This is a genomic window from Geothrix fuzhouensis, assembly GCF_024609325.1.
In the GTDB taxonomy this organism is placed as follows: domain Bacteria; phylum Acidobacteriota; class Holophagae; order Holophagales; family Holophagaceae; genus Geothrix; species Geothrix fuzhouensis.
On record NZ_JANHMQ010000001.1, the window covers coordinates 573255 to 599027 of the forward strand.

General features: G+C 66.1%; 22 protein-coding genes. 14 read left to right on the plus strand and 8 right to left on the minus strand.

Annotated elements, in window-relative coordinates; translation table 11 throughout:
• Positions 1-37: 37 nt before the first annotated feature.
• A complete protein-coding gene (locus NOV74_RS02650; RefSeq protein WP_257309008.1) occupies positions 38-1438 on the minus strand; it encodes an anthranilate synthase component I family protein in 1401 nt (466 codons plus the stop codon).
• Between the two features lie 235 nt (positions 1439-1673).
• Here NOV74_RS02650 and NOV74_RS02655 point away from each other — a divergent pair, with 235 nt between their 5' ends.
• From NOV74_RS02655 to NOV74_RS02690, 8 genes are all read left to right on the plus strand, one after another.
• Complete coding sequence (locus NOV74_RS02655; RefSeq protein WP_257309010.1) at positions 1674-2606, plus strand: hypothetical protein; 933 nt, start codon at positions 1674-1676, stop codon at positions 2604-2606.
• A complete protein-coding gene (locus NOV74_RS02660; protein WP_257309013.1) occupies positions 2587-3387 on the plus strand; it encodes a 5'-nucleotidase C-terminal domain-containing protein in 801 nt (266 codons plus the stop codon). The genes NOV74_RS02655 and NOV74_RS02660 overlap by 20 nt, the downstream gene beginning before the upstream one ends.
• A gap of 8 nt (positions 3388-3395) precedes the next feature.
• Positions 3396-4328, plus strand: a complete 933-nt coding sequence (locus NOV74_RS02665) for a bifunctional metallophosphatase/5'-nucleotidase (RefSeq protein WP_257309014.1) — start codon at positions 3396-3398, stop codon at positions 4326-4328.
• Between the two features lie 165 nt (positions 4329-4493).
• Positions 4494-6716 (plus strand): NADP-dependent isocitrate dehydrogenase, encoded by a 2223-nt coding sequence (locus NOV74_RS02670; protein ID WP_257309015.1) that lies wholly within the window; start codon positions 4494-4496, stop codon positions 6714-6716.
• Positions 6717-7105: 389 nt separating this feature from the next.
• A complete protein-coding gene (locus NOV74_RS02675; protein WP_257309017.1) occupies positions 7106-7654 on the plus strand; it encodes a DUF4402 domain-containing protein in 549 nt (182 codons plus the stop codon).
• A 68-nt stretch (positions 7655-7722) separates the two neighbouring features.
• Positions 7723-8568, plus strand: coding sequence for a fimbrial biogenesis chaperone (locus NOV74_RS02680; protein WP_257309019.1), 846 nt, complete (start codon positions 7723-7725; stop codon positions 8566-8568).
• Positions 8569-11277, plus strand: coding sequence for an MSCRAMM family protein (locus tag NOV74_RS02685; protein ID WP_257309021.1), 2709 nt, complete (start codon positions 8569-8571; stop codon positions 11275-11277). It abuts the gene before it with no gap.
• Entirely contained in the window at positions 11274-12215 is a 942-nt protein-coding gene (locus tag NOV74_RS02690; RefSeq protein ID WP_257309023.1) for a DUF4402 domain-containing protein, read from the plus strand. The genes NOV74_RS02685 and NOV74_RS02690 overlap by 4 nt, the downstream gene beginning before the upstream one ends.
• A 1-nt stretch (position 12216) precedes the next feature.
• Here the strand turns inward: NOV74_RS02690 and NOV74_RS02695 are convergent, their stop codons facing one another.
• The gene (locus NOV74_RS02695) at positions 12217-12636 is read right to left on the minus strand and encodes a hypothetical protein (RefSeq protein WP_257309025.1); all 420 of its coding nucleotides are present in this window, start codon (positions 12634-12636) and stop codon (positions 12217-12219) included.
• 205 nt (positions 12637-12841) lie between these two features.
• Positions 12842-14749: a formate--tetrahydrofolate ligase gene (locus NOV74_RS02700; RefSeq protein WP_257309027.1), complete on the minus strand. Its 1908-nt coding sequence runs from the start codon at positions 14747-14749 to the stop codon at positions 12842-12844.
• A 107-nt stretch (positions 14750-14856) separates the two neighbouring features.
• On the opposite strand from NOV74_RS02700, the gene NOV74_RS02705 reads away from it, so the two are divergent.
• The 5 genes from NOV74_RS02705 to NOV74_RS02725 all read left to right on the plus strand — a co-directional run bounded on the left by NOV74_RS02705 (position 14857) and on the right by NOV74_RS02725 (position 18631).
• Positions 14857-15465: a YigZ family protein gene (locus NOV74_RS02705; RefSeq protein ID WP_257309029.1), complete on the plus strand. Its 609-nt coding sequence runs from the start codon at positions 14857-14859 to the stop codon at positions 15463-15465.
• A 200-nt stretch (positions 15466-15665) separates the two neighbouring features.
• The gene (locus tag NOV74_RS02710) at positions 15666-16091 is read left to right on the plus strand and encodes a LiaI-LiaF-like domain-containing protein (protein ID WP_257309030.1); all 426 of its coding nucleotides are present in this window, start codon (positions 15666-15668) and stop codon (positions 16089-16091) included.
• The gene (locus tag NOV74_RS02715; protein ID WP_257309032.1) at positions 16088-16798 is read left to right on the plus strand and encodes a LiaF transmembrane domain-containing protein; all 711 of its coding nucleotides are present in this window, start codon (positions 16088-16090) and stop codon (positions 16796-16798) included. The genes NOV74_RS02710 and NOV74_RS02715 overlap by 4 nt, the downstream gene beginning before the upstream one ends.
• Positions 16798-17862 (plus strand): sensor histidine kinase, encoded by a 1065-nt coding sequence (locus NOV74_RS02720; RefSeq protein ID WP_257309034.1) that lies wholly within the window; start codon positions 16798-16800, stop codon positions 17860-17862. Before NOV74_RS02715 ends, NOV74_RS02720 begins: the two co-directional genes overlap by 1 nt.
• 13 nt (positions 17863-17875) lie before the next feature.
• Positions 17876-18631 carry a LytR/AlgR family response regulator transcription factor gene (locus NOV74_RS02725; RefSeq protein ID WP_257309036.1) on the plus strand — a complete coding sequence of 252 codons (756 nt, stop codon included), beginning with the start codon at positions 17876-17878 and terminating at the stop codon, positions 18629-18631.
• Positions 18632-18922: 291 nt separating this feature from the next.
• Here the strand turns inward: NOV74_RS02725 and NOV74_RS02730 are convergent, their stop codons facing one another.
• The 5 genes from NOV74_RS02730 to NOV74_RS02750 all read right to left on the minus strand — a co-directional run bounded on the left by NOV74_RS02730 (position 18923) and on the right by NOV74_RS02750 (position 24216).
• Positions 18923-20167, minus strand: a complete 1245-nt coding sequence (locus NOV74_RS02730; RefSeq protein WP_257309038.1) for an SCP2 sterol-binding domain-containing protein — start codon at positions 20165-20167, stop codon at positions 18923-18925.
• Positions 20168-20276: 109 nt separating this feature from the next.
• A complete protein-coding gene (locus NOV74_RS02735; RefSeq protein ID WP_257309039.1) occupies positions 20277-21593 on the minus strand; it encodes a TonB family protein in 1317 nt (438 codons plus the stop codon).
• Positions 21590-21976, minus strand: coding sequence for a BlaI/MecI/CopY family transcriptional regulator (locus NOV74_RS02740; protein WP_257309041.1), 387 nt, complete (start codon positions 21974-21976; stop codon positions 21590-21592). Before NOV74_RS02740 ends, NOV74_RS02735 begins: the two co-directional genes overlap by 4 nt.
• 75 nt (positions 21977-22051) lie before the next feature.
• Positions 22052-23215 (minus strand): vWA domain-containing protein, encoded by a 1164-nt coding sequence (locus NOV74_RS02745; RefSeq protein ID WP_257309043.1) that lies wholly within the window; start codon positions 23213-23215, stop codon positions 22052-22054.
• A gap of 59 nt (positions 23216-23274) precedes the next feature.
• Positions 23275-24216: a polysaccharide deacetylase family protein gene (locus NOV74_RS02750; RefSeq protein WP_257309045.1), complete on the minus strand. Its 942-nt coding sequence runs from the start codon at positions 24214-24216 to the stop codon at positions 23275-23277.
• Positions 24217-24269: 53 nt separating this feature from the next.
• On the opposite strand from NOV74_RS02750, the gene NOV74_RS02755 reads away from it, so the two are divergent.
• Positions 24270-25766, plus strand: coding sequence for a Ppx/GppA phosphatase family protein (locus NOV74_RS02755; RefSeq protein ID WP_257309047.1), 1497 nt, complete (start codon positions 24270-24272; stop codon positions 25764-25766).
• Positions 25767-25773: the final 7 nt, after the last annotated feature.

Here is a 25773-nt window from a genome sequence, read left to right on the forward strand (position 1 = left end):
CCCTGCTCGCGCAGAGTCGGGACATCGATCAGGAGGATCATCGGTCGGCTCCGGGCAATTGGACCCCAAGGGCCTGGGCGATGGCGCCCAGCTTGTGCAGGGTTTCGAAGTACTCGGACTCGGGTTTCGAGGCCCGCACCACGCCGGCCCCGGCCTGGATGTAGGCGGCGCCACCGGTGTAGACCGCCGTGCGCAGGATGAGGGCCGTGTCTAGGGCGCCATCGGTGCCCAGCCGCAGCAGGACGCCGCCGTAAGGCCCGCGCATCTCGCCTTCCAGTTCAGCGATCCGCTGACAGGCGCGCAGCTTGGGAGCGCCGCTGACCGTGCCGGCCGGGAAGGCCGCCGCCAGCACGTCCAGGGCATCCACGCCGTCTCGGAGCTTCGCCTTCACGGTCGTGGTGAGGTGCAGGACGTGGCTTGTACGCTGGAGTGCCAGCGGCAGTTCCACCCGCACACCACCGGGAACGGCCACGCGGCCCAGGTCGTTGCGGGCCAGGTCCACCAACATTTGGTGTTCGGCCAATTCCTTGGGATCACGCTTGAGCGCCTCGAAGCGGGCAGTGTCTTCCTCGGCACTGCCACCCCGGGGCACGGTGCCGGCGATGGGCAAGGTCTCGGCCTCGTCATCCTGCACCCGCACCAGCATCTCCGGCGACGCACCCACCAGTGCGAAGTCCTCCCATTCCAGCAGGAATCCATAAGGACTCGGGTTCAGGCGACGGAGGCGGCGATAGGCCTCCAGCGGCGGCGGCGGGTCCCCGATGCGGAACCGCTGGCTGGGCACCAGCTGGTAGATGTCACCATCCAGGATCAGTTCCTGGGCGGTCCGTACGGCTCCTTCGTAGGTTTCGCGGGTGATCTGGGCGGTGGCCCGAGGTGTCGAGGCGCTGGGGCCGGGATCGGCCACTCCCCCAAGGAGTCGTGCCCGGAGGTCGCGCAGGCGGCGGAAGCCGGCTTCGGCATCCACATCCACGGTTTGTAGCTCCGCCACCTGATGCAGGTGATCGAAGACCAGGGCCACATCGAAGCGGCGCACCCACAGGCCCGGCAGGCCCAGGCTGTCCCGGGCGGGCAGCGGCAGGGTGGGCTCCAAGGCGCCCACGGCCTCAAAGCCGAGATACCCGGCGCAGCCCACACCCACCGGCAATGGTTCCCTCGGGGCCGGCAGTTCCGCGGCAGGATCACTCATCGCTCCGCTGGGCGAAGATCCCGCCAAGGCACGCAGGGCCTCGATCCAGCCGCTGGCGGGCGGGTCCAGGCGACATTCCGCCGGGCCCTCCAGCAGCACGAAGCTGTGGCGGCCTACGCGCTCGCCCTGGTCACACGACTCCAGCAGCAGGCTGGCGCCCACTGGGCGTAGAGCCAGGTAGGCGGCCAAGGGGGTCAACAGGTCCGCAGGAAAGGGATGGCGGAGCAGGAGCCTGGATTCAGGTGACATGGCGATTCGTCCACATACAAAAAAGCCCGACCATGGGGTCGGGCTCGGAGGGTCCGGGGTGGCGTTGGCCGCTAGGCCTCGCGCGAGGAGCCATCCGAGCCCGTACGCCACCACCAAGCCCCATGAAGGAGGCCCTGGCGAAGGGTCGGAAAGGACAGCGGCATAAGACCGATGAAACCCCATCGGCGCGGGCCCTGTCAAGTGTGGTTTGATGAAGGATTGCTTGCGGACGGCCATGGAATTCGCTGAGGAACGCCCCACCACCATCCATACCGAGGATGCCCTGGCGCCCAGGGATCCCTGGAGCTTCTTCCGGCGTGCCCTGCCCGGCGGCTTCAGCCGCTGGGGCTGGGGTCTCATGGCGGGCTGGATGCTCGTGCTGCTCGGCCCGGTCCTGGGCTGGGCCGGCCATCTGCGCCGGGCCGCGGGCTGGAGCGCCCTGCCCAGCCACTGGGGCGAGCGCATCAGCGCCCGGGACATCTGGGAGCTGTGGGAAAACGGCGGGCTCCAGCACCGCCTGGCGAATTCCCCGACCGTGCATCTCTTCGGCCTGGGCCTCGTGATCCTGCTCTGGTGCGGCTGGCGCATGCAGGCGGAACGGGTGGGCCAGACGGCCCGCCTGGGTTCCTGGCTGCTGGGGGCCCTGGACACCGTGCTGGTCGGGTTCCTTCCCATTGGCGCTGCGGCCTGGCTGGGGGATGTGACGCTGACTTGGCTGGGCAGGCTCGGCATCGACGGGCTTGGCTGGATGGCCTTCTTCGGGCGCCCTCTGTTCTGGATGGCGGCGGTGGCTGCCCTGAACCTTCAGTGGTGGTTCTGCCGCCTGGGGCGAGCGGCGGGCCTGTCCCGAGGCTACCGGGCGCACCTGGTCGATTGTTTCCTGCGGCTGTGGACACACCCCGTCCAGTGGGGTCTGGTCTCCCTCGGCGGGGCTGCGCTGCGAGCACTCCTGCCCTTCCTGGTACTGCTCCTGGCCTGGCGGATGGGAGGAGGCACCGCGGCTCGCGTCTGGCTGTTCCTCGCCCTGCAGTTGACCGTCACCTTGCTCAACGGTTGGCTGATGGGATGGCTCCTGCGCCTCGCCGCCCTGTTCTGGACCCATGATGCCGCCGTGCGGAACGCCCGCGCCGAAGTGAAGGAAGCCTTCCGTGAAGCTCAAGCCCTGTAACGCATTCTTCTTCGCTTCGCTGCTTTCCCTTCACCTGGTGGCGCAGCCACCAGTCACGAAGGCCGAAGTCATCCCCATCACCGAGGCCATCGCCGACGATCCCGAGGTCCAGAAGGTCATCGAACCCTTGGCCGCGGAGATCAAGGCCACCTTCGGCCAGCCGCTGGTGCAGGCGCCCCAGGGCGTGTTTCGCGGGCGACGGGGCGAGGAGAACCTGCTCGGGTACTGGGTCTCGGATGTCATGCGCCATGCCGCCCAGCCTCTGGTCGGCGTTCCAGTCCGCTTCGCCATTACCAATGCCGGCGGGCTGCGGGCCAACCTGCGCCCGGGCCAGATCAAGGTGGGGGATATCTTCGAGCTGATGCCCTTCGAGAACGAACTGGTGGTTGTTGAACTCACCGGAGCCGAGGTCATTCAGGTGGTGAAGGAGGGCCTGCTGCGTCGCGGTGGCGAGCCCTGCTCTGGCGTGAAGGTGAAGGTCGAAGGGACGCCGCAGCAGGCCACCCTCACCGTCACCTGGGAGGACGGCAGCGCCATCGATCCCTCAGCCGTGGTGAAGGTCGCCACCACCGACTACCTCTATGCCGGCGGCGATTCCATTCCCACCCTGAAGAAGGGTCGCAAGCCCTTTACCACGGGCGTCACCCTCCGGCAGATGCTGTTGGACCAGTGCACCGCCATAGGCAAGGCTGGCAAGGAGCTCCTACCCCCGGCGCCAGGGCGCTACGTGGTGCCGGCCTCGATCCAGGAAGCCATCCGCGACAAGACGTTCAAGCTGTAGGGGAGTCCATGGAACGCCGCACTTTTCTCGCCTCCCTCAGCGCTGCTGCCGCCGTTGCCTCGCGCGTGCCCCTGAAGGCCACCGAGGGGCCGGACTCGGGCCGCATCACCCTGCTGCACACCAACGATACCCATTCCCGCATTGAGCCCTTTGGCCCCGGCAATGGCGCCATCAGTGGCAAGGGCGGCATGGCCCGCCGGGCGACGCTGGTGAAACAGCTCCGGGGCCAGCTGGGCTCCATCCTGCTGCTCGACGCGGGCGATACCTTTCAGGGCACGCCCTACTTCAACCGCTACAAGGGCCGGCTCGACTACCAGCTCATGCGGATGATCGGCTACGACGCCACCACCCTGGGGAACCACGATTTCGACAACGGCGTGGGGATGCTGGTCGAAGCCATCGAATCCATGGAACAGCTCAAGCATCGGAATCCGCCCTTCGCCTTCCTGAATTGCAACTTTGATTGCAAGGGCGCCCCGGCACTGGCCAAGCGGGTCCGTCCCTACCTGGTCCGCGATTTCCCCGGTGTCCGGGTGGGCATCACCGGCGTGGGCGTGGCCTTCGCGGGGCTGGTGGCTTCGAAAAACCACGAAGGCATCAGCTGGAACGATCCCTACGAGAGCCTGAAGCCGGTGGTGAAGCGTCTTCGCGAGGTCGAGAAGGTGGATCTGGTGGTGGTCCTCTCCCACCTTGGCTACGACAACAAGGATGGGGCTCCCGATGACCTGCGGATGCCCGGTCAGGTGGCGGGCATCGACGCCATCATCGGCGGCCACAGCCACACGTTTCTGGACGCGCCTGTGAAGGTTAAGCAAGCCCAGGGCGAGACTCTGGTCTTCCAGGTGGGCTTCGGTGGCGTGAACCTGGGCCGCATGGACTTCGCCTTGGCCCGCGGCGAGGTGAAGGCCGCCTCGGGAGCTGCCATGCCGGTGGTGGGATAGCTCGAGGGGCGTGACCGAAGTCCCAAATCCCCGTCCCCACAGGGAAAGCTGCTTGAAGGCTGGCATTCCCCGTGGGAGCCTGCCTGAAATGCCCTGTGCCGGACCAGCGGGGGTGGTGTGTCATCCAGGCCCCGGCGGTGCCGAAAAAAGCCCAAAGGAGAGCCCATGACCACGCAGAAAATCATCTGGACCGATATCGATGAGGCGCCCGCGCTGGCGACCTATTCCCTGCTGCCGATCATCCGGGCCTTCACCAAGGGCACCGGCATCGCCATCGAGACTTCCGACATCTCCCTGGCGGGTCGCATCCTCGCGAACTTTCCCGAGAACCTGACCCCGGCCCAGCGCGTCCCTGACAACCTGGCCCAACTGGGCGCCCTGGCTCTGAAGCCCGAGGCGAACATCATCAAGCTCCCGAACATCAGCGCCTCCATCCCCCAGCTGATCGCGGCGATCAAGGAACTGCAGTCCCAGGGCTTTGCCGTCCCCGACTACCCCGAGCAGCCCACGGAGGAAGTGGAGAAGGCCATCCAGGCCCGCTACGCCAAGGTGCTGGGCAGCGCGGTGAACCCCGTGCTCCGCGAAGGCAACTCTGACCGCCGCGCTCCCCTTTCGGTGAAGAACTTTGCGAAGAAGCACCCGCACAAGATGGCGCCCTGGAGCCCCGACTCCAAGGCCCGCGTGGCCCACATGACCGCGGGCGACTTCTTCGGCAGCGAGACCTCGACCACCCTCGCCAAGGCCACGACGGCCCGCATCGAGTTCGTGGGCGCGGATGGCGCCGTGAAGGTGCTTAAGGAGAAGCTGCCGCTTCTGGCCGGTGAGGTGATCGACGCCTCCGTCATGAACGTCAAATCCCTCCGCGCCTTCTACGCCGAGCAGATCGACGCGGCCAAGCGGGACGGCCTCCTGCTCTCCCTGCACCTGAAGGCCACCATGATGAAGATCTCCGATCCCGTCATGTTCGGCCACGCCGTGTCCGTCTTCTACCAGCCGGTCTTCGAGAAGCACAACGCCACCCTGCGGGAGCTGGGTGTGAACACCGCCAACGGGCTGGGCGATGTCTACGCCAAGATCAAGGCCCTGCCCGAGGCCCGCCGTACGGAGATCGAGGCCGACATCCAGGCGGTCTATGCCACCCACCCGGCCCTGGCCATGGTGGACTCGGACAAGGGCATCACGAACCTGCACGTGCCCAACGACATCATCGTGGACGCCTCCATGCCTGTGGTGGTGCGCGACGCGGGCAAGATGTGGGGCGCCGACGGCAAGCTCCACGACACCCTGGCCATGATCCCGGACCGCTGCTACGCCACGATGTACAAGACTGTCATCGAGGACTGCCAGAAGCACGGCGCCTTCGATCCCGCCACCATCGGCAGCGTGCCCAACGTGGGCCTCATGGCGCAGAAGGCCGAGGAATACGGCTCCCACGACAAGACCTTCTTCGCCCCGGCCGCCGGGACCATCCGCATTGTGGACGAGTCCGGCGCCACCCTGCTCTCCCAGAAGGTTGAGGAAGGCGACATCTTCCGCGGCTGCCAGGCCAAGGACGCCCCCATCCAGGACTGGGTCAAGCTGGCGGTCACCCGCGCCCGCCTGACCAGCGCCCCCGCCATCTTCTGGCTGGACAAGACCCGTGCCCACGACGCGCAGATGATCGCCAAGGTGGAGACCTACCTCAAGAACCACGACACCAAGGGCCTGGACATCCGTATCCTGCCTCCGGACGAGGCCATGAAGGTCTCCTGCGAGCGCATCCGGAAGGGCCTCGACACCATCTCCGTCACCGGCAATGTGCTGCGCGACTACCTCACAGACCTGTTCCCCATCATCGAGCTGGGCACCAGCGCGAAGATGCTCTCCATCGTGCCCCTGCTGGGCGGCGGCGGCCTCTTCGAGACCGGCGCGGGCGGCTCTGCCCCCAAGCACGTCCAGCAGTTCCAGAAGGAGGGCTACCTGCGCTGGGATTCCCTTGGCGAGTTCTCGGCCTTCACGGCTTCGCTCGAGCACGTGGCCAACGCCTTCAAGAACGCCAAGGCCGGGGTGCTGGCCGAGACCCTCGACCAGGCCGTCGCCAAGTTCCTCGACAATGACAAATCCCCTGCCCGCAAAGTGGGCCAGATCGACAACCGGGGCAGCCACTTCTATCTGGCCCTCTACTGGGCGCAGGCTCTGGCCGCCCAGACCAAGGATGCCGAGCTTCAGGCCCGGTTTGCCAAGGTGGCCAAGCAGCTTGGCGACAACGAGGCGAAGATCAACGAGGAGCTGATCGCGGCCCAGGGCAAGCCCGTGGACATGGGCGGCTACTACCACCCCGACAAGGCCAAGACCGGCGCCGCCATGCGGCCCAGCGCCACGCTGAACGGGATCATCGACGCGATGTAGTGCCCTGGCTCCGGAGCTGCGCTCCAGAGCATGAAAGCGGCCCGCGAAGGCGGGCCGCTTTCTATGATTTCCAGCCTTCTGCCTGATCCCTTCCGGAACAACCGAAGGCAGCCGCTGGCTTTTTCGACCAAAACTCAGGCGCGGGGCGGAGCTGGCCGTCAAGTTGTTATGGCGTGCTTGCCCATCCCCGAGCCAACCCGGCGCCCTCCCGAGAATAAATTTGCCGGGCATCGAATGTCTTAGGCAATTAACGCACCTGGTATAAATTTCCCATGAATATTCACAAATAATTTATGCAACCCTAACTGAAATGCCTCAGGTCTGAGACGAGGGAGCCACGAGGCGTCCTCGCTCATGTCCGCCCCTCTGGAAACCTCAAGGAGCCACACATGCACACGCTCTCCCGTATCTTCGCGGGCGCCCTTCTTCTGGCGGCGCCGGCTGCTTTCGCACAGTCCGCCACCGCCACGGCCTCCAACGTCCCCGCCTCGGCACGCATCTACGTGCCGATCACGGTGAGCCTCACCAACGGCGGGATGAGCTTCGGTGACATCTTCACCGGAACCGCCAGCAGCGACGTGACCCTGGACCCGCAGTCCAACAACCGCTCGGCCACCGGTGATGCGACCCTGGCCGGAACCGGCACCGCCCGGGCCGCGGCCTTCGAGGTGAGCGGGAAGCGCAACGCCACCTATGCCATCACCCTTCCGACCGACGGCGCCGTCACGCTGACCGGCAACGGGGGCACTCCAATGCCCCTGAGCAAGTTCACCGCCTCGGTCAACAACACCGCCGCCACCGGAAGTGCCACGGGCCAGCTCCCCAACTCGGCGAGCGCCAAGGAAACCTTCACCGTGGGCGCCACCCTGACCGTCGGTGCCAACCAGACGGACGGCGACTACACCGGCACCTTCAATGTCACGGTTGCCTATAACTGAGGCCCGCTGATCCGCTGGTCCACCCAGGGCGTACCCGCGCCCTGGGTTTTCTCCGTACTCGAGGTCTCATGCTTCGTCTTCGCTCCCGGGCCATCTCCAGCCTGTTCCTCGGCCTGCTCGCGCTGGCCCTTCCGGCCCAGGCGCCACCCACTCCCGCTGACGGGGGCGTTGGCGATCTCCTGGTGGCCCCGACCCGGGTGGTGTTCGAGGGCCACAAGCGGAGTGCGGAATTGAACCTCTCGAACATCGGGCAGGCCCGCGCCACCTTCCGGATTTCCCTCGTCCGCATGGAGATGGACGAGATGGGCGGCATCAAGGAACTGCCGTTCGACGCGGGAACCGAGAACCTCCGTTCACTGTTCCGCTTCTCCCCCCGGCAGGTGACCCTCGACCCCCGGGAATCCCAGACCGTGCGTCTCCAGGTGCGCAAGCCGGCCCAGCTGCCCGAGGGGGAATACCGCCTGCACATGACCTTTCGCGCGGTGCCTTCCGAGGCGCCCGTGTCGCAAGCCGTGACGGAAGCGCCCAAGGGAATCGCCATCAAGCTCACGCCCGTCTATGGCATCGCCATCCCCCTCATCGTGCGGCACGGCAAGACCTCTGCCAGCGTGTCCATCACCGCGCCCACCTTTGATGTCAAGAACGGCGTGCTGCGCTTCCGCTTGGAGCGCAGCGGCAACCAGTCGGTCTACGGCGATCTCAAAGCCACCCTCCTCCCAGCCGTCGGACCGGCGGAAGTCCTGGTTGAGGCCTCGGGCCTGGCCGTGTACACCCCAAATTCCAACCGGGTCGTTTCTCTGCCCATCCGGAAAGGCCGGTCCATTCCCCCGGGCAGCAGGATCCGCATCGCCTACTCCCAGCCCGTCCTGGAAGGCGGCCGCCTGTTCGCGGAAACCGTCATGACGACCCCCTGAATGGGCCGCCTCGCCCTCCGCAAGGCCCTCCTGGGCCCGGCCCTCGTGGGGGTGGCGGCGATGCTGCAGGCCGGAGGCTTGGCTCCCGCGGAGGCCTCGGCTCTATCAGGGATGGTTGTGAACCGTTCCGAGGAGGAGGTCTTCCTCTTTGCCCTGCGCCTGGATCAGGCGACGGTCAGCAGCACCTTCCCGGGATTTCCCGCGAAGGACGGCGTGCTGGTGCCCCTGGGGGAGCTGTGCCGCCTGCTGGACCTGGCCATTGAGGTCGACCCCAACCGTGGACAGGCCTCAGGCTTCTTCATCAGCGAGAAGCGCCGCTTCAACCTTGATGTCATGGCCGGAACGGTGATGGTGGAGGGCCGCAGCCTGCCGCTCGACCGGTCGTTGATGGAACTCCACGCGGATGACATCTACGTGGATACGCGCCTCCTCGCCAAGTGGCTGCCCCTGGATTTCCAGGTCGTCCTCCGCAGCTCATCCATCGTCGTAACGCCCCGGGAACCCCTGCCCATCCAGGAACGCTGGAAACGGGAGCGCATGATCGGCCGGTTCCGTCCCTCGGAAGGCCCGAAGGCCTTCCCGCGATCGCCGGACCCCTACCGCATCCTCGAAGCGCCCATGGTGGACGAGACCCTGCGCCTGACGGCCCAGACGTCGCCCGATGCGGATCGGCACATCCGGGCCCAGAGCACCACGTTCGTCGCGGGGGATTTCCTCGGGCTGTCCTCCAATCTCTACGCGATCCTCGATACGGAGAGCGGCCTCTCAGAGTTCCGGATGGCCCTGGGCCGCCGCGACCCTCACGCGGGCCTGCTCGGCCCGCTCAAGGCGACGGAGTTCGCCTTCGGGGAGGTGCTCGACCCGGGGCTGAATCTGCTCACCATGCCCATGGCCGGCACGGGAGCCCTGCTCACCAACTACCCGCTTCAGCGCGAGAATGCCTTCGACCGGCATTCCTTCCAGGGGAATCTGTCACCCGGATGGCAGGTGGAGCTCTACCGGAACCAGGCGCTGCTGGGCTTCCAGGCGTCCCGCCCCGATGGCCGCTATGAATTCCTGAATGTGCCGCTCAACTTCGGCTGGAACGATTTCCGCCTCGTGTTCTATGGTCCCCAGGGGCAGCGCCGCGAAGAGGTGGTGCGCTTCGATGTGAGCGAGAACCAGACACCGGAGGGCGAGTTCCAGTACCGGCTCGTGGGAGTGGACCCCAGGCTGGCCGGAAGGCGTGGGCAGGTCGAGGGTCGCTACGGGATCTCTCGGCAGGTCACAGCCGGTTTCTCCCTGTCGAGTCTGGACCTGGACGGGCGGCATCACGCCTATCGCGGGGTCGATCTCCAGGGGTTCTGGAAGCCTCTGTCTGCCGCGTTCAGCGCCGTCAGCGACCAGCTCGGAGGCAGCGTCGCCCAGCTCGGACTCCGGAGCCGCCTGGGCTCCACCAGCCTCACGGTCAAGCATGCGGAACTACAGGGTGGCTTCTCCAGTGAAGTGTTCCGGCCCATCTACGGCCCGATCCAGAGCCGCAGCGGCCTGGAGACATCCTCCCTGCTGCCCAGCCTGGAGCGCAGCCTCGTCACGCTGGACTTCGGCGCTTCGAGGGACCGGCTCAAGGCGGGGGGCAGCATCGACCGCCTCTACAACCGCCTCTCCACCTCCTTCCAGGGGTACTTCCTTTCCAACCAGGTCACCCTCACCGAGGGCCAGGGCACCGCGACGCCGTTTCCCGCCACCACCATCGGGGACTTTCTCGCCAGCAAGTTCTTCCGGACCTTCTCCCTGCGGGCGCAGGCAAACTACCAACTGAGCGGTGGCGCCCGGCGCCTGAACGCCTTGTCCACCTTCGTGGAGACGCCGGTTTTCGTCCCCTTCAACCTCCGGGCCGGGCTCACGCACTCGGTGGCATCCAATGACACCCTGGTGCAGCTCGGGGCCTACAAGACCCAAGGCGCCTATGCCCTCAGCGTGGAATTGGGCTACTCCACCCGCAGCCGCCTGTCCCTGGACCTCACCTTCCGGGTGGGCCTGGCCAGGGAGCCCCGGAGCGGCCGGATCCACACGCAAGCCCAGAGCATCGCCAGCCATGGCGCCGTCTCCGCCCGCGCCTTCCTGGATGCCAACGGGAATGGCTTGATGGACGCCGAGGAGAAGCCCCTTCAGGGAGTCGGCTTCCTGGCGAACGGTGCCTCGCAGCCAGCCAGCACCGACACGAAGGGCGTGGCCTTCCTCACCAACCTCTCCGGCGATCTCGACGCCAACCTGTCCGCCAACTCCACCACCCTTGAAGATCCGTTCATGCGGCCCCAGAGCCCGGGCCTGCGCGTCACCCCGCGCCAGGGCCATGTGGCCCAGATCGAGGTCCCTCTGGTGCTGTTCGGCGAGGTTACGGGGACGGCCTACCTGAAGCGTGACGGCAGCTCCGTGGAGCTTCCCGGCCTGCTCCTGGAACTCGTGGACAGCCAGGGCAAACCCATCAAGACCACCCGGACGGCCTTCGACGGTTTCTACACCCTGTCCGATCTCCCGCCCGGCGCCTACCACCTCCGGGTTTCAGACGCCGAGATCCAGCGTTTCGGGCTCTCGAAAGTGCCGCCCGTTCCCGTAATCGTGACCGCCGAAGGCACGGTCGTGGACGGCCTCGACCTCCTGCTCACCTCAGACCGCTCCAACCCGCTCCTTCCGGGGCAGGACGGCCGGAAAGAAGATCAACCATGAGCTTCTCCGCCCTCTCAGCGCTCTCCCGACGGTTCTTCCTGGCGGCCCTGGCGGTCGCGACACTTCCCGCCCTCAGCCAGGCCTGGGTGCCGATCATCAACAAGTACTCGGACATCTCGCTGGGCTATGTCATCCCCAGCCCCTTCGGGGGAACGGTGGTACTCAGTTCGCCCTCCGGGAACCGGAGCGCCTCGGGCGGCACCGCCTTGGGTTCCTCCGCTGGCGTCAGCCTGGGCAGCTTCACCTTGTCCGGCAAGGTGGGCGACAACTGGTTCGCCTCGGCGGGCAGCCCTGTTCCCTTCCCCCTCGTGGGGCCGGGCGGTGCAACGGTGGTCGTCACGGCCTTGGACTGCCAGCCCGCCACCAGCGGCACCTTCCCTTCCACGGGTACCACGGGCTACTACTACCTGGGCGCCACCATCTCGGTCGGCTCGAACGCCGCCACGCCTGCAGGAACCTACTCCGGCAGCTACACCCTGAATGTGATGGACCCCTTCAAAGGAGCCGTCACCGCCATGACCTTCTCGGTGCAGATCCAGGTCGCGCCGGTCATCAGCCTCACCGAGCTCACGGGGTTGCGGTTCGGGGCGATCTTCACGAGCCCGGCCCCGGGAACGGTCGTCCTCAGCCCCGCCGGCACGCTCAGCACCACCGGTGGCGTGAGCCTGGGCACCCAGATCCCCGCCGGACCTGCCACCTTCTCCGTGACCGGAGCCGCCAACGCCACCTATGCCATCACCCTCCCCGGTAGCGTCGTCCTCAGCTCTCCCGATGGGACGCTCACGGTCACCGCCTTCACGAGTTCTCCAGACCTGACCGGACGCCTGGACCTGGCCGGGCGGCAGACACTTAGCGTGGGCGGCACATTGAACGTGCCCGCCAATCAACCTGATGGGGACTACGCCGGCACCTTCAGCGTGACCGTGGCCTACAACTGATCTAGAGAGAGACGGCCTGGATCGGCGCCCCCGAGGCGTCCCGGAGCCTCAGGACACCGCCGGCATGGCGGATTTCGCGGGCGAGGAATCGCTGCCGGCCATCGGCCATGCTCCTGGACGCGAGCACCTCTAGGGGGGTTCCCGCTTCGAACAGGCCGGAGGTGTTCCACGCGCCGGTATCCACCCGCAGCACCCCGGCAGCCAGACGGATCCGGAGCGACCGGCCCTCCCAGCCTTCGACCACGCCGCGGACGGTCACTTCCGTTGAAAGGTCATAGTCTGCCGCTTCGCGGGGCCGGATCCGGACGGCGCAAGTGGCGCTGGTCGTGCTCTGGGCCACGGCCACGACCCCCGAACCACCGGCCAGGACCAGCAGGAGCCCCAGGCGGCAGGTCGATCGGAAGGTTCCAAGGCGGCCCATCGGGCGCTCCTCGCAGGTGGTCAACCTTCTTTTCGACCCCGCGGAAGCCCGTGATAACACCTTCGAATTAAAAAATTGAATCAATCGAGGCAGGTGATCCTGTTATCGCATTTGTTTCAATTGTTGTTAGTGAATACTTTAACAATTATTTGACGACTCGACAGGCTGTTTCAGGCCTGCTTTTGCCGGTCAGGATTTCATGTGATCAGAACAAACCGACCACGCGACCTGTTTCCGGATCGATGTCCACATCGTAGAAACCGGGTCGGGTCGGCAGTCCCGGCATGGTGGCCATCTTACCGAGCAGCGGATAAAGGAAGCCGGCCCCGGCGCTGATGCGGATATCCCGGACGGGGATGCGGAACCCCGTGGGCACGCCCTTCAGTGCCGGATCGTGGCTCAGACTCAAGTGCGTCTTGGCCATGCAGATGGGCAGGCGGTCATAGCCCAGCCGCGTGTAGGTGGCGATTTTCGCCTCGACCTCGGGCGTGTAGTCCACGCCGTCGGCACCATAGATCTCCCGCGCGATGGTCTCGATCTTCTGCTTGATGGGCTCGTCCACACCGTAGAGGAAACGGAATCCCGAGGGGCGCTCGCAGACACGCATGACGGCGCGGGCCAGGTCCAGGGCCCCTTCCCCGCCCAGGGCCCAGTTGTGGCAGACCACGGCATCCTCGGCGCCGCTTTCCAGCGAGGTTCGGCGCACCAGCTCCAGCTCGGCGGGGCTGTCCGTCGCAAAGCCGTTCACGGCCACCACCACCGGCACGCCGAACTTCCGGGCGATGTGGATGTGATGCAGGAGGTTGGGCAAGCCCTTAGGCAGGAGGTCCAGGTTCTCCTCGACATACACCGGATCCAGTGGCTTTCCGGCCACCACCTTGGGGCCGCCGCCATGCATCTTGAGGGCACGCACTGTCGCCACCAGCACAACCGCATCGGGCACCAGACCCGACACGCGGCACTTGATGTCGAAGAACTTCTCCATGCCCATGTCAGCGCCGAAGCCCGATTCGGTGATCACGTAGTCCGCGAGCTTGAGGGCGATCTGGTCGGCCAGGATGGAGCTGTTGCCGTGGGCAATGTTGGCGAAGGGCCCCGCGTGGACGAAAACCGGTGTGCCTTCGAGCGTTTGCATGAGGTTCGGTTTGATGGCGTCCTTCATGAGGACGGTCATGGCGCCTGCCACGCCGAGGTCTTCGGCTGTCACGGCCTCACCCCGGCAGTCCAGGCCCACCACCATGTCGCCCAGGCGCCGGCGCATGTCCTGGAGGCCCGTCGTGAGGGCCAGCACCGCCATGATTTCGCTGGCCACGGCGATATCGAAGCCCGTCTCCCGGGCGAAGCCCTGTTCTTCCTCGCCCCGGCCCACGGTGATGCCGCGCAGGAAGCGGTCGCTGGTATCCAGGACACGACGCCAGGTGACGGCGGTGGGATCGAGGTCCAGGCGACAGATCCGGCTCCGCTCCTCGGAAGTGAAGGATTCGGGATTCCCCTTGGTGATGGCCAGCTTCGCGCAGCGCAGCTGGAGCGACCGGGGGAACTTCCGCCCGGTCTTCGTCTTCGGGAAGATGCGCTCGAACAGCTGCTCATCCGTAGCACCGGCCTCGTGGAGGATGCGGGCGTCAATGGCGGCCGCGCAGAGGTTGTGGGCCGCGGTGATGGCGTGAATATCCCCGGTGAGGTGGAGGTTGAAGTCCTCCATGGGGATCACCTGGCTGTAGCCGCCCCCCGCAGCGCCGCCCTTGATGCCGAAGGTGGGGCCCTGGCTGGGTTGGCGGATGCAGGTGATGACGCGCTGATTGAGATGCGCGCCCAAGGCTTGGCTGAGGCCCACGGTGGTGGTGGTTTTGCCCTCGCCCATGGGCGTGGGGGTCATGGCGGTCACGTCGATGTACTTGCCATTGGGGCGCGCCCGCAGGCGCTCCAGCACCTCTAGCCGCACCTTGGCCTTGGTGGGTCCGTAGAGTTCCAGTTCCCCCTCCTCAAGACCCAGTTCCGCTGCCAGCAGACTGATGGGCTTGAGGGTGGCGGCTTGGGCGATCTCCAGGTCCGACGGTACGGGATCCCTGCGACGCAGGGCCGTGGGAGTGAAGGGCCGCGTGACGGTACCCATGCCGTCTCCTCGAAAAGATCCACTTCAAGTATAGGTAAACACCACCGCATGGTCGACATTGGTCCATGTCTGTTGATTCCCGTCACAGCGGCATCCATGCTGGATTCATGCGTCGGTTGAAAGAAGTCGCGGTCCACCGTTTCCGGGAGAAGGCCTCCGTCTTCCTCACTGAGTTGCATCCCGCCCGCGACGCGGCGGAACGCACGGCCGTGCTGGCTTCTCTGCGCAAGCGCGACTTCGACGCCACGCACCATTGCAGTGCCTGGCGTGAAGGTGTGCCGGTCACCGCGTTCGGGGCCGACGATGATGGCGAGCCAGCGGGCACGGCCGGGCGGCCCATGCTGGCCGTGCTGGAAGGTGCCCAGGCCACGGATCTCATCGCCATTTGCATCCGTTGGTACGGCGGCACCAAGCTCGGCACGGGAGGCCTGGTGCGGGCCTATACCGAAGGCGTGCAGGGTGCGCTGGCCGAGGCGGATGCCCAAGGCGTGTGGGAGGAGGTCCGGATCCTCCGCAGAGGCGAGATCCGCGTGCCCGCGGCCCAGGCTCACCTGCCTTTCACCCTGCTGGGAGCCTTCCCGGGGGCGGCCATGGTGGACCAGACCTTCGACGGCGAATGGGCCATCCTGCGCTTCGAATGCCCTCCTGTGATCTGCCCAGCCCTCGACCACGCCTGGCAGGAACGCAGCCGAGGCGGGGTGATCGCCTGGGACTGACCGCTCGCCGGTCCCCGCCACCCGTTCGCCGATCCTCCCAAGGATTCCTGTCGAGACGCCCGTAGCTTGGTCATGTGGAAGGAGACGGACATGATCCAGGCGGGATGGTTCCTCGACAGCCCCTGGTGGTGGTTGGCGTTGTGGCTGCCCTCCCTCGCGTTCGTCATCCCCTTCGGTTCGGAAAGAAAGGAACACCGCTCATGAACGCCCAGGAACACCCCCCGGTCTTTTCGGTGAAGCTGGTCCTCGGTCTGGTGGTCATCGCCACCGGTCTCATCCTCCTGGCTGACAGCCTCCACTGGTACGACGCCTGGTACCTGCTGGCCTGGTGGCCGCTGGCTCTGGCCGCCTTCGGGCTTGCCCGCCTGATCCAGGACGGTCCCCTCAGGCTGCGTGGCCACATCTGGCTAGGTTTCGCCGTCGCCGGGTTCATCTCCCAGTTCGGGCCCTGGGGTCTGCTGGAGCGCTGGTGGCCGGCCTTCCTCGTCTGGGGCGGCACGGTGGTGACCCTTCGGGCCATCTTCCCCCAACCCAAGCTGGCCCGCAGGGGGCGACGGAATCCCCCGTCGCCGGAACCCGCAGTTTCCTGTGATCCTGACAACGAATCCACGCAGGTGAAGTCATGAACGCCCCCAATGACGCCAAGGCCCCGAGCCCCTTCAGCCCCAAGCTGGTGGTGGGCGTGGCCATCATCGTAGCGGGCCTGGTGCTCACCCTCGACAACCTCGGGCTCATCGAAGCCCACACCATCTTCAAGCTCTGGCCCCTGGTCTTGGTGGCCATGGGTGTGGCGAAGATCCGTCAGGACCGAGGTGGCAGCAACCTGGGTGGCTGGTTCCTGGTGCTGGGCGGTGCCTTCCTTCTGCTCTTCACCTTCGGCCACGGCCATCTGGCCGACGCCCTGGGGCCCATGCTGGTGGTCGCCGTGGGCATCCTCATCGTGACCAAGGCGCTCAAGCAGAACCGGGGCGTGCCCCCGGAACTGGCCCGCTCTGAAGACTTTCTCCAGGGCACGGCCATCTTCGGCGGCTTCAAGCGGCGGGTCTCCACCCAGACCTTCAAGGGCGGTGAACTGACGGCCATCTTTGGCGGCTACGAGGTGGATCTCCGCCAGGCAGTCCTCGAAAACGGCCAGGCCCGCATTGATGTGTTCGTGCTCTTCGGGGGCGGCGAGATTCGTGTGCCCGAAGGCTGGGAGATCTCCAACCGTGCCACCGCCATCGCCGGTGCCCTCAACGACAGCACCCACCACGGCCCGGCCTCCCCGGACAGCCGGCCTCGGCTGGTGGTCACGGGTCTCATCCTCTTCGGTGGCACCGAGGTCAAGAGCTGATGCATCCGTTACTGGCCAGCCGGGCACGACTGGGGGCCTACCTCCTCGGGTGGGTCCCCATCGCCCTATTGCTCACCGGCATCGCGAGAAGCCAGGGCTGGAGCTGGGTCGAGGCCGGCATCCTCGCCCTGCCCCTCTGCCTGCTGGCGGCCTTCCTGTTCCTTTCTGCGTGGTTCCTTTGTCGTGCCCTGCCGCTGGGCCGGAGAGTGGAGACCCTCGGCTCCCATGGCGCCGCCTGGGGCCTGGCGGCCGTGCTCATGGGTGGCATCTGGGCGGGACTGGCCTGGCTCCTGTCCCGGGCCCTGGTCTGGCTTCCCGGTCTAAGCGGCCTGCCCCGGCGGGTGGACATCGCCCTGCCCGTGCTCACGGGCCTGGGCATCCTGCTCTACCTGGCCTCCGTAGCCCTCAGCTACCTCATGCTGGCCCAGGACCGGGCCCTGGAGGCCGAGCGCCGAGGTGCGGAGCTGCAGCTGCTGGCCCAGGAATCCGAGCTGAAGGCCCTGCGCGCACAGCTCAACCCCCACTTCCTCTTCAACAGCCTGAACTCGCTGTCGGCGCTCACAGCCGTGGATCCGGCCCGAGCCCGGGAGATGTGTGTGCTCCTGTCCGACTTCCTCCGCCGCAGCCTGGGGCTGGGTGAGCGTCGCCTGGTGGCCTTGCGGGAGGAATTGGACCTGGCCCGCGCCTATCTGGCCATCGAGCAGATCCGCTTCGGCTCCCGGCTGAAGCTGGACTGGCGCATCGAGCCAGCCGCCGAATCGGCCCTCCTGCCCACGCTGCTCCTGCAGCCCCTGGTGGAGAACGCCATCAAGCACGGCATCGCTGCCCTGGCCGAAGGTGGCACCCTCCTTCTCGCCGCGGAGACCGCGGAAGGTCATGTGACCCTTCGGGTGGAGAACCCTGCGGATACGGATGCGCCAGCCCCACAGGGCCTGGGGCTCGGGTTGCGGCAGGTCCGCCAGCGCCTGCTGGGCCGCTTCGGCAACCGGGCCCGTTTCGAGGCTGGGGTGCAGAATGGCGTCCATCGTGTGACCTTGGTCTTCCCCCTGGAGACGGAACCATGAAAGGCCTGATCCCATGAAAGCCCTCATCATCGACGACGAGGATCTGGCCCGCGCCGTGGTGCGCGAGCACCTGGGCGCCCACCCGGACGTGGAGGTCGTTGGCGAGTGCGCCAATGGATTCGAGGCCCTGAAAGCCGTCGCCCAGCACCAACCCGATCTCATCTTCCTGGACATCCAGATGCCCAAGCTGGACGGGTTCGAGGTCCTGGAGCTGCTGGAGGCCGAAGGGAAGCGTCCTGCCGTGGTCTTCGTTACGGCCTACGACCAGCACGCCTTGCGGGCTTTCGAGGCCCATGCCGTGGACTACCTGCTGAAGCCCTTCTCCAAGGAGCGCTTCGACGCCGCCCTGGCCAAGGCCCGGGCCCTGCACGCGACCCAGCCTGCGGTGCTTCCGCCTCCGGCCACTGAACTCGCCGCTGCGGCCCGCCAGGGAAAGCCCCTGGAGCGCATCGTGGTGAAGGATGGTCCCAAGGTGACGGTGATCCACCTCGACCGCCTGGACTGGGTGCAGGCCCAGGACGACTACGTGCTGCTGCGGACCGAGGGCCGGAACCTGCTCAAGCAGCAGACCCTGGCCAATCTGGAATCTCAGCTTGATGCAAGTCGTTTCATCCGCATCCACCGCAGTTACATTCTGAACCTCGACCGCCTTGTTCGTGTTGAGCAAGACTCCAAGGAACATCGCGACGCCATCCTTCGCGACGGTACACGCCTGCCTGTCAGCCGGGCCGGCTACCAGCGGCTACGGGAACTTTGGGAAGGAATCTGAGAGCACCCAACCAAACCCCGCACACGGCCTCGTGGGTTTTTGTTGGGCGCTCTGGTTCAGATCCCGCCGTGGAGACGGCAGGGGTGATGATGGCAGTGTCCGCAGCGCCCTTCACACGGCACCCCGGGGGCAAGATCCTCCTCGGGGTCGTGCATGACCTTGTTCTCAACTTTTGGGGCAGTCATCGGGACGATGCACTTGGCCACGCGGATCGTACCTGCGGCCGCCTTCCCTGGCTTCGGGCCCGGGGTCCTCTTGCGGGAGGGGGCGGCGGGAGGCGTCACGGCAGACTCAGGCCTCAGGTCGCTTGAAGCTCTTCGCGACCTTCTGCATCAGCAGCGGGTCGCCTTCGATCTGGATCTTGCCGGTCATGAAGGCCTCCTGGGCATTCAGCGTTCCGGTACTCATGGCAATGAAATCGTCGGCCTTGGCTTTGAGCAGCGTATCACAGGGTTTCATCAGGCGGGGGAAGACCAAGCAGGCGCCATTCCTGATGAAAAGCGTGTAGCCCAGATCATCAATCTGATAACCCACGGCAGCTTCAAGATCTCCGGCTTTTTCGGCGTTGAAACGCTCAGGCATGGACTCCAGGAGTCCCTGGGCGGGGTTCACATCCGCATCGAAGTGGGCCGTGTAGGCCGCTACCTGGCTCATGTCGCCCTTCACGGTGATGGCGCCGCCCAGCAGGGCCGCCACCAGATTCAGCTTGCCCGCGTTGAGGGCCGCAAAGTCCGCATCCGAGATACCCAGCGCGGCACCGCCCTCCACTTCTCCGGGGCGCACCGACAGGCCTTCGGGGCTGAAGTCCAGGCGGTAGGGCACGCCGTCCACCTTCACTTCCAGGGTGCCGCTGGCGCCGCCTTTGTAGCGCTTGCGCAGCGTCGCCAGGGCCTTGCCGCCGGGCGTGTCGGGGAAGGTGATCTCGGGCTCAGCGGACCAGGTCTTCCAGGCCTTTCGAAGGAGACTCATGTCGCCTGTGTAACGGATCTGGCCGCCCAGCAGGGCCGGGCCTGGATCGGAAATGCCGCAGACCAGCCCGCGAAGGGCGGCCTCCTCGCCGGACACTTCCGCGCCGTCACCCCAGCTTTCAGCTCCGACCGTCACCTTGATCCCCGTCCCGGCCAGCGCGAGCCGCGCCGGCACCAGGTCCTTCAGTGGCTTCACCGGGCCGCTTTCCTTCTGGGGCTTCTTGAAGAACTTCGGGAATTTCTGGAGCAGGCCGAGATCCCCGGTGCCCTTGAGCTTGCCCGTCATGAAGGCCTGCATGGGATCGAGCTTGCCCTCGTTCAGGGCGATCCAGTCCTCGGCGCCGATCACCACCACGGAAGTGGCGTCCGGCTTGGCTTCCCGCTTCATCGAGAAGGCCCCGTTCTCGATCAGGCAGGTGTAGTCGCCACCGCCTTCGCCCGTCACCTGGTAGTAGACGGAGACCGTGAGGCCCTGCGCCTTCTCGGGCAGGAAGAGCTCGGGCATGAGCGAGAAGATGCCATCCACCGTCAAAGCCATTTGATCACCTCGGAATGTGGGATCGAGCATGGCCGGGCGGCCGGACTCCGCGCAACGGTTACCACAGGTCAAGCTCCTGCCTGCTTTTCTCATGACGCAGAAGGGGCCAGCTGGCCCCTTCTGCGTCAGAGTGACAACCTCATCTCAGCCGGAACGGCATGGTGAGCTTGAACCTCGCAGGCACAGGCTTGCCCTTCACTTTGGCGGGTTCGAACTCCCAGGCCTTCGCGTAATCGACAGCGCAGGCGTACAGTTCAGGGGGACCGGAGATGGCCTTGGCGCTGGTGACCTTGCCTTTGGTGTCGATGACCAGGACCACCACCACGATGCCCTGAATGCGGGCGGCCTTGGCGTCGGGAGGATAAGCAGGCGCCTCGGGCTGATGCTTGACGCGGATCTGCTTGAAGTCCATCTCCACGGGGTCAGATGCCGCTGGTGCAGGCTTGGGCGCATCGGTGGCCGAGAGCGTGGTGACACCCAGAACAATTGCCAGCAGGAGGGCAGACATGAAAGCGGCCAGGGGCGCGGCTGGAACATGCGTGGATTGTGGGCGCAACAGTCGTTGAATGCGGGACATGAGGTGGCCTCCACTGGCCGCGGGGGCCAGATCGGGAATCAGGTTCGGTTGGGTGCGGAGTTCCTCCAGCCCGACGAGGGCGGAGGCATAGAGGAGCGGATCACCGCAGGCACGCACGGCTGCGTCATCGCAGCAGTGCTCGCGCTCCTGGCGGATGCGCCGGGAGAGCCACCAGACGGCGGGGTGATAGAACAGCAAGGCTTCCGCGAAGGTCTGGAGGACATTCGCAAGGAAGTCCCCGCGGCGGACATGGGCCAGTTCGTGGGCCAGCAGGGCCTCCAAAGCCTCGGGGTTCAAGGCCAGGAAAGCCGCAGCCGGGACCAGCACCACGGGCTTCAGCCAGCCCAAGACCGCGAGTGAATCCACCTGGTCGGACAGCCCCAGGCGGACGGGTGCTTGCACGCGGCTGCGGATTCGCAAGCATTCGAACCGTGCCAGCCACTCGGCGGGCGGGGGCTGGAGGTTTCCCAGGCAGGGCCCATAGAGCCAGACCATGCCTCGTCCCACCTGCACGAGTCGCAGGCTGAAACCCAGAATCCAGGCCAGGAACAGCCAGGGTATCCAGGGGCCGAATACCCAGTGAAGCCGAACCATCCAGGTCAAGGTGCCCTGGCCTTCAGCCATGGGGACGACGGCCAGGGTTCCAGACACGGGCAGCGGATCACCGCTGAGCGAGATCCAGACCAAAGTTCCCGCGAAGACGAGGACCAGCAGGCCGAGGGTCACGAACGCGAGGGCATAGCGAAGTTCCGCGGAACGGCCTCGCGCCAGCCAGAGGGCCGCCGCCGCCAGCAGGGCCAGCAGCGCGCCCTGCCAAAGGCTGTGAAGCAGGGCCCAGCCGATGGCCTGCAGCAAAGGTGAGGTGGCAAGGTCGATCATCGAGCCCTCCCTTTAGCGTCCTTCAGCAGCTTCCGGATGTCCTCCAGTTCCTCGGCCGAGGCGGGCTCGGTTTCGAGGGCCTGGAGAACCAGTTCCCGACGATTGCCGGCGAAGGCCTTCTGCAGAAGTTCCTTCAACAGGCAACGCTGGGTTTCAGCCTCCCCCTGGAGGGGCCGGTAGGTGTGGGAACGCGCGCGTTCGTCCCGGGCCACCAGCCCCTTCTCCACCATGATCTGCATGAGCTTCAACACGGTGGTGTAGCCCATCTCCCGGTCCTTCGACAGCTCGGTGTGCACATCCCGAACCGTCGAGGGGCCCTGCGACCAGAGGACCCGCAGGATGGCGAGCTCGCCATCGGACGGGCGGATGGGCGCGGTGGACATGAAGCCTCCAGGGGGTCTGGAGACAACATACGAATCGATTCGTAAGTTGTCAACGAATTGGTTCGTACTTTTTGCTTACCTGGATGATTGGACGAACAGCTTGACGCCCTTCCGGGTCGTGGCAACGTCGAACGGCATGGGCTTGGCCGGGGCGGAATCCTCGGACCACTGCACGAGGTACCGGGAACCGAACATCTGGATGCCTTGGCCGAATCTGGCTTCGACCCCAGCGGTGAGAGGGAAGGCGAACCCTCCAGTGGCCGGCGCAACGGTGCCCACATGTCCCATGACGTTCTGGCCCGCACCCGCCACCGAGTAGAGGGTGACACCCGTGGTGGCTGCCTTGGCCTTGAGTGAAGCCTGCAGAAGGGTCATGTCCCGTGTGGCGAGGGTTGCCGCCTCGGCAGGCCCACCCGCATCACCCCGCTCGCGCTTGAAATTCTGGGACATGGCCCGCTTCACCGTGGGGTGGGTCATGTCATCGGCCTCGCATCGTGAGAAGACGATCAAGTGCTTCTGTCCGGGCGTCCCAGCCACCAGATCGAGGATGGATTCCAGCGCCTTCGCCTCCCGGCTGACCGTGGCCAGCAGGCCCGTGACAAAGGAGGTGCTGCTGAAGTTCAATCGGTCCAAGGCATTGACTCCCCTCTGCTCGATCGTACCCTTGGCCCAGCCCGAAGCCCCAGCCCTGAAGCTTGCCAGCAATGCGTTCAGGGCGTCCTGGCCGGCATCCCCGTCTGGAACATCCGTGAAGTCCGCGCGGAAACCTGCGCCCTGCAGACTCTCCTTCGGTGAGCCCACCAGGCTCTCGGGAAGAAGGCTGGGAACTTTGGCCAAGGCCTCGGCCCACAAGGTCCGACGGACCGAGAAGCCTGGCATCAGAGACTCCAGGGAGTCCTTGCCCCGGGCCACGATCAGCACCCGATCCCCACCGGGAACCTTGGTGAGGAAATCCGCCGCAGCCAGAAAGGCCATGGCCCGGTGCCCCGTATCTCGGATGGGTTCGAACACAAGCACCCATGACTGAGGAGCATCCGCAGTCTGGGCCGGGTTCTTCAACTGGATGACGGGACGCAGCTTCCCGTCCACCTGGACTTTGAACTCCCCGGCCGTGAGGTCGCTCACCAAGGCTCCGCGCTCGTCGAGGGCCAGCACCCAGGCCTGGGTCCGAGGCGAGGCGGGCTGGCCAGCTGCCAGGGCGACTCCAAGGGTCAATCCGATGCACCACCGATGGAACATGCGAGGCTCCTGTTTTGTGGATGGGTCGATCCCCATTGAAGCACAGGTGCGAATCCGGCTCACAGCCCCAGTTGGTCCATCCGTGCCCTGAGGCGCCCTTCGGAGAACAGGAGGTCGTCGGGATCCTTGGCCTGCTCTCGCCAGGCTTTGACGAAGCCCTGCTGACCGCGCTCGGCGGCCACGGCATCAGCCAGGGCTTCGCCGCCCGGCAGGTTCTTCGGCATGAGGGCGTAGGCGGGATCCTTGAAGGCTTCCGCAGGATCGATCCATCGCCAGCCCTTGGCCCGAAAAAAGTCGATGACATCACCCAGAAACAGCGCGTTCAGGAGGCGGCTGTGCATGAGGATCACGTGGGGAATCTCCCGACCGAAGGTCACGCGGCTCCAGGCCTCGTAGAACCGGGCACAAGCCCAGAGGTGTTGCAGGTAGAGGTCGCGGTAAGGCCCCAGGTCGGCCTTCGGCTCTTGCTCCAGCCGCTTCCGCAACCGCTCGTCCAGCAGGTAGTCGGCCGTATCGATGCTCACATGGCCGATGGCGTAGCCGTGAACTTTCAGGAAAGCGTAGAACCCATCCCGCTTGGCCACGGTGTTCCCAGCCCGCAGGAAGGGGTAACGATAGAGGCGCGTGAAACCCGGCAGGTCGCGAATCACGGCTTCGCCTTTCAGTAGATCGGCCTCGTAGGCCGCCAGTGTCACGTCGTCTCGGTTGAGATCCCAGTGGCTGTAGCTGTGGTTGGCGATGAGATGCCCGGCCTGGCCCCAGGTCCTCAGGATGGCCTTCCCTTCGGGGGTATCGCCGCCGTTCACGCCGTTGGCGAAGAGGATGGCCCGAACCTTCCGGTCCTGCAGGATCGCCAGCATGGCCCGGTGTTGGGCCGGGGCCTCCAGACGAGGCGAAGGCCGCAGAAAGGGCGCATCGTCCAGGCTCAGGGCCACCTTCTGCGCCGCCAACGAAAGGGAAAGGGGAATGGCGAGCAGCAGGCCCAGGACGCGTCTCCGCATGGATCCTCCAAGAATTGTTTCGCCGGGGTGGCTGCACTGGCCACAATCGTCCCATGCGGATTGCGGCTGTGGACGTTGGATCGAACTCCATTCATCTGGTGGTGGTAGATGCGGATCCCATGGGCGGGCAGCAGGTCCTGGCCCGGGAGAAGGCCATGGTGCGCCTGGCCCGCGGTGAGGCAAACTCCGGCGAGATCGGCCCGGAGGCGTTCCAGGCAGGCCTTGACGCCCTGGCCCAGATGGCGAAGGTCATCCAGGGCTTCGCCTGCGAGACCGTCATGGCCTGCGGTACGGCCGCCCTGCGTGACGCGAAGAATGCCCAAGCCTTTGTCATGGCGGCTGAGGCGCTCGGCATCTCCATCCAGGTGATCTCGGGCGAGGAGGAGGCCCGGCTCATCCACCTGGCCGTGTCCCACGCCATCCCCTTCCCTCTGGAACCCGTGACCTTGGTGGATATCGGCGGCGGCAGCACTGAGCTGACCTGGGTGCAGGCCGGGCGTGTGGCGGCCAGCATCTCCCTGCCCTGGGGCCTCCAGCGGCTGGCGGACGCAGCCCACACGGCCGACCCGCCCTCGGCACCCGACCTCAAGCGAGTGCGGAAGATGATCCGCCGCATCCTGAAGCAGGCCCGCAAGAACCTGCCCACGCAGCTACCGGAACCTACGCTGATCCTCGGCACCTCGGGTACGTTGGAGGACCTGGCGAAGGGCTCCAGCGACGGGCGCGCCTTCACGGCAGAGGAACTCCGAGCCTACGCCCTGAAACTATGGCGGTTGGATGCCCAGCAGCGTATCGACCGGTTGGGTGTGGAGCCCAAGCGCGCCGAGGTCCTCCACGTAGGTGCCATCTGGGCCCTGTCCCTCATGGAGTGGCTGGGCACGCCGCCCTTGCGCCATCTCCCCGTAGGCTTGCGCGAAGGCATGATTTGGGAAGCCCTCAAGCACGGTGGCGCGGCCATCCCACCTCTGGCCGACCGCCGCCGAGCCTCCATTGAACAGTTGGCCTCCCGTCTGGATCCCGATCCCGACCACAGCCGCCACGTGGCGCGGCTGGCGGACCAGCTTTTCCTGGCCCTCCAGCCGCACTTCGAACTCGGTGACACGGAACGCCAGTGGCTGGCCTTCGCCGCGCGGCTGCATGACATCGGTTTTTCCCTTTCCGAGAAAGACCATCACAAGCATGGCGAGTATCTGGTGCGCAACGCCTCTCTGCCCGGATTCTGGCCTGAGGAGGTAGAAGTGCTGGCCCAGGTGGTGCGCTTCCATCGGGGCAAGCCCCCGCATCACGCCAAGCACGAAGCCTTCCGCTCCCTGGCGCCCTGGCACCGCCAGGTGGTGCGCAAGCTGGCCGCACTCCTGAGGGGCGCAGATGCGCTCGACCGTCATCGCCACCAGACGGTGCGGGACCTGTCAGTGGAGATCGATGACCAGACCCTGCGGGTGCGACTGGAGGCTGAGGAAAACGTGGATGCGGAAATCGCGGCCTTCCGCGACAAGGCCAGCCTTCTGGGCACCCTGCTGGACCGCAGCATCGAAGTCACCGTAATCTGATTCCTCC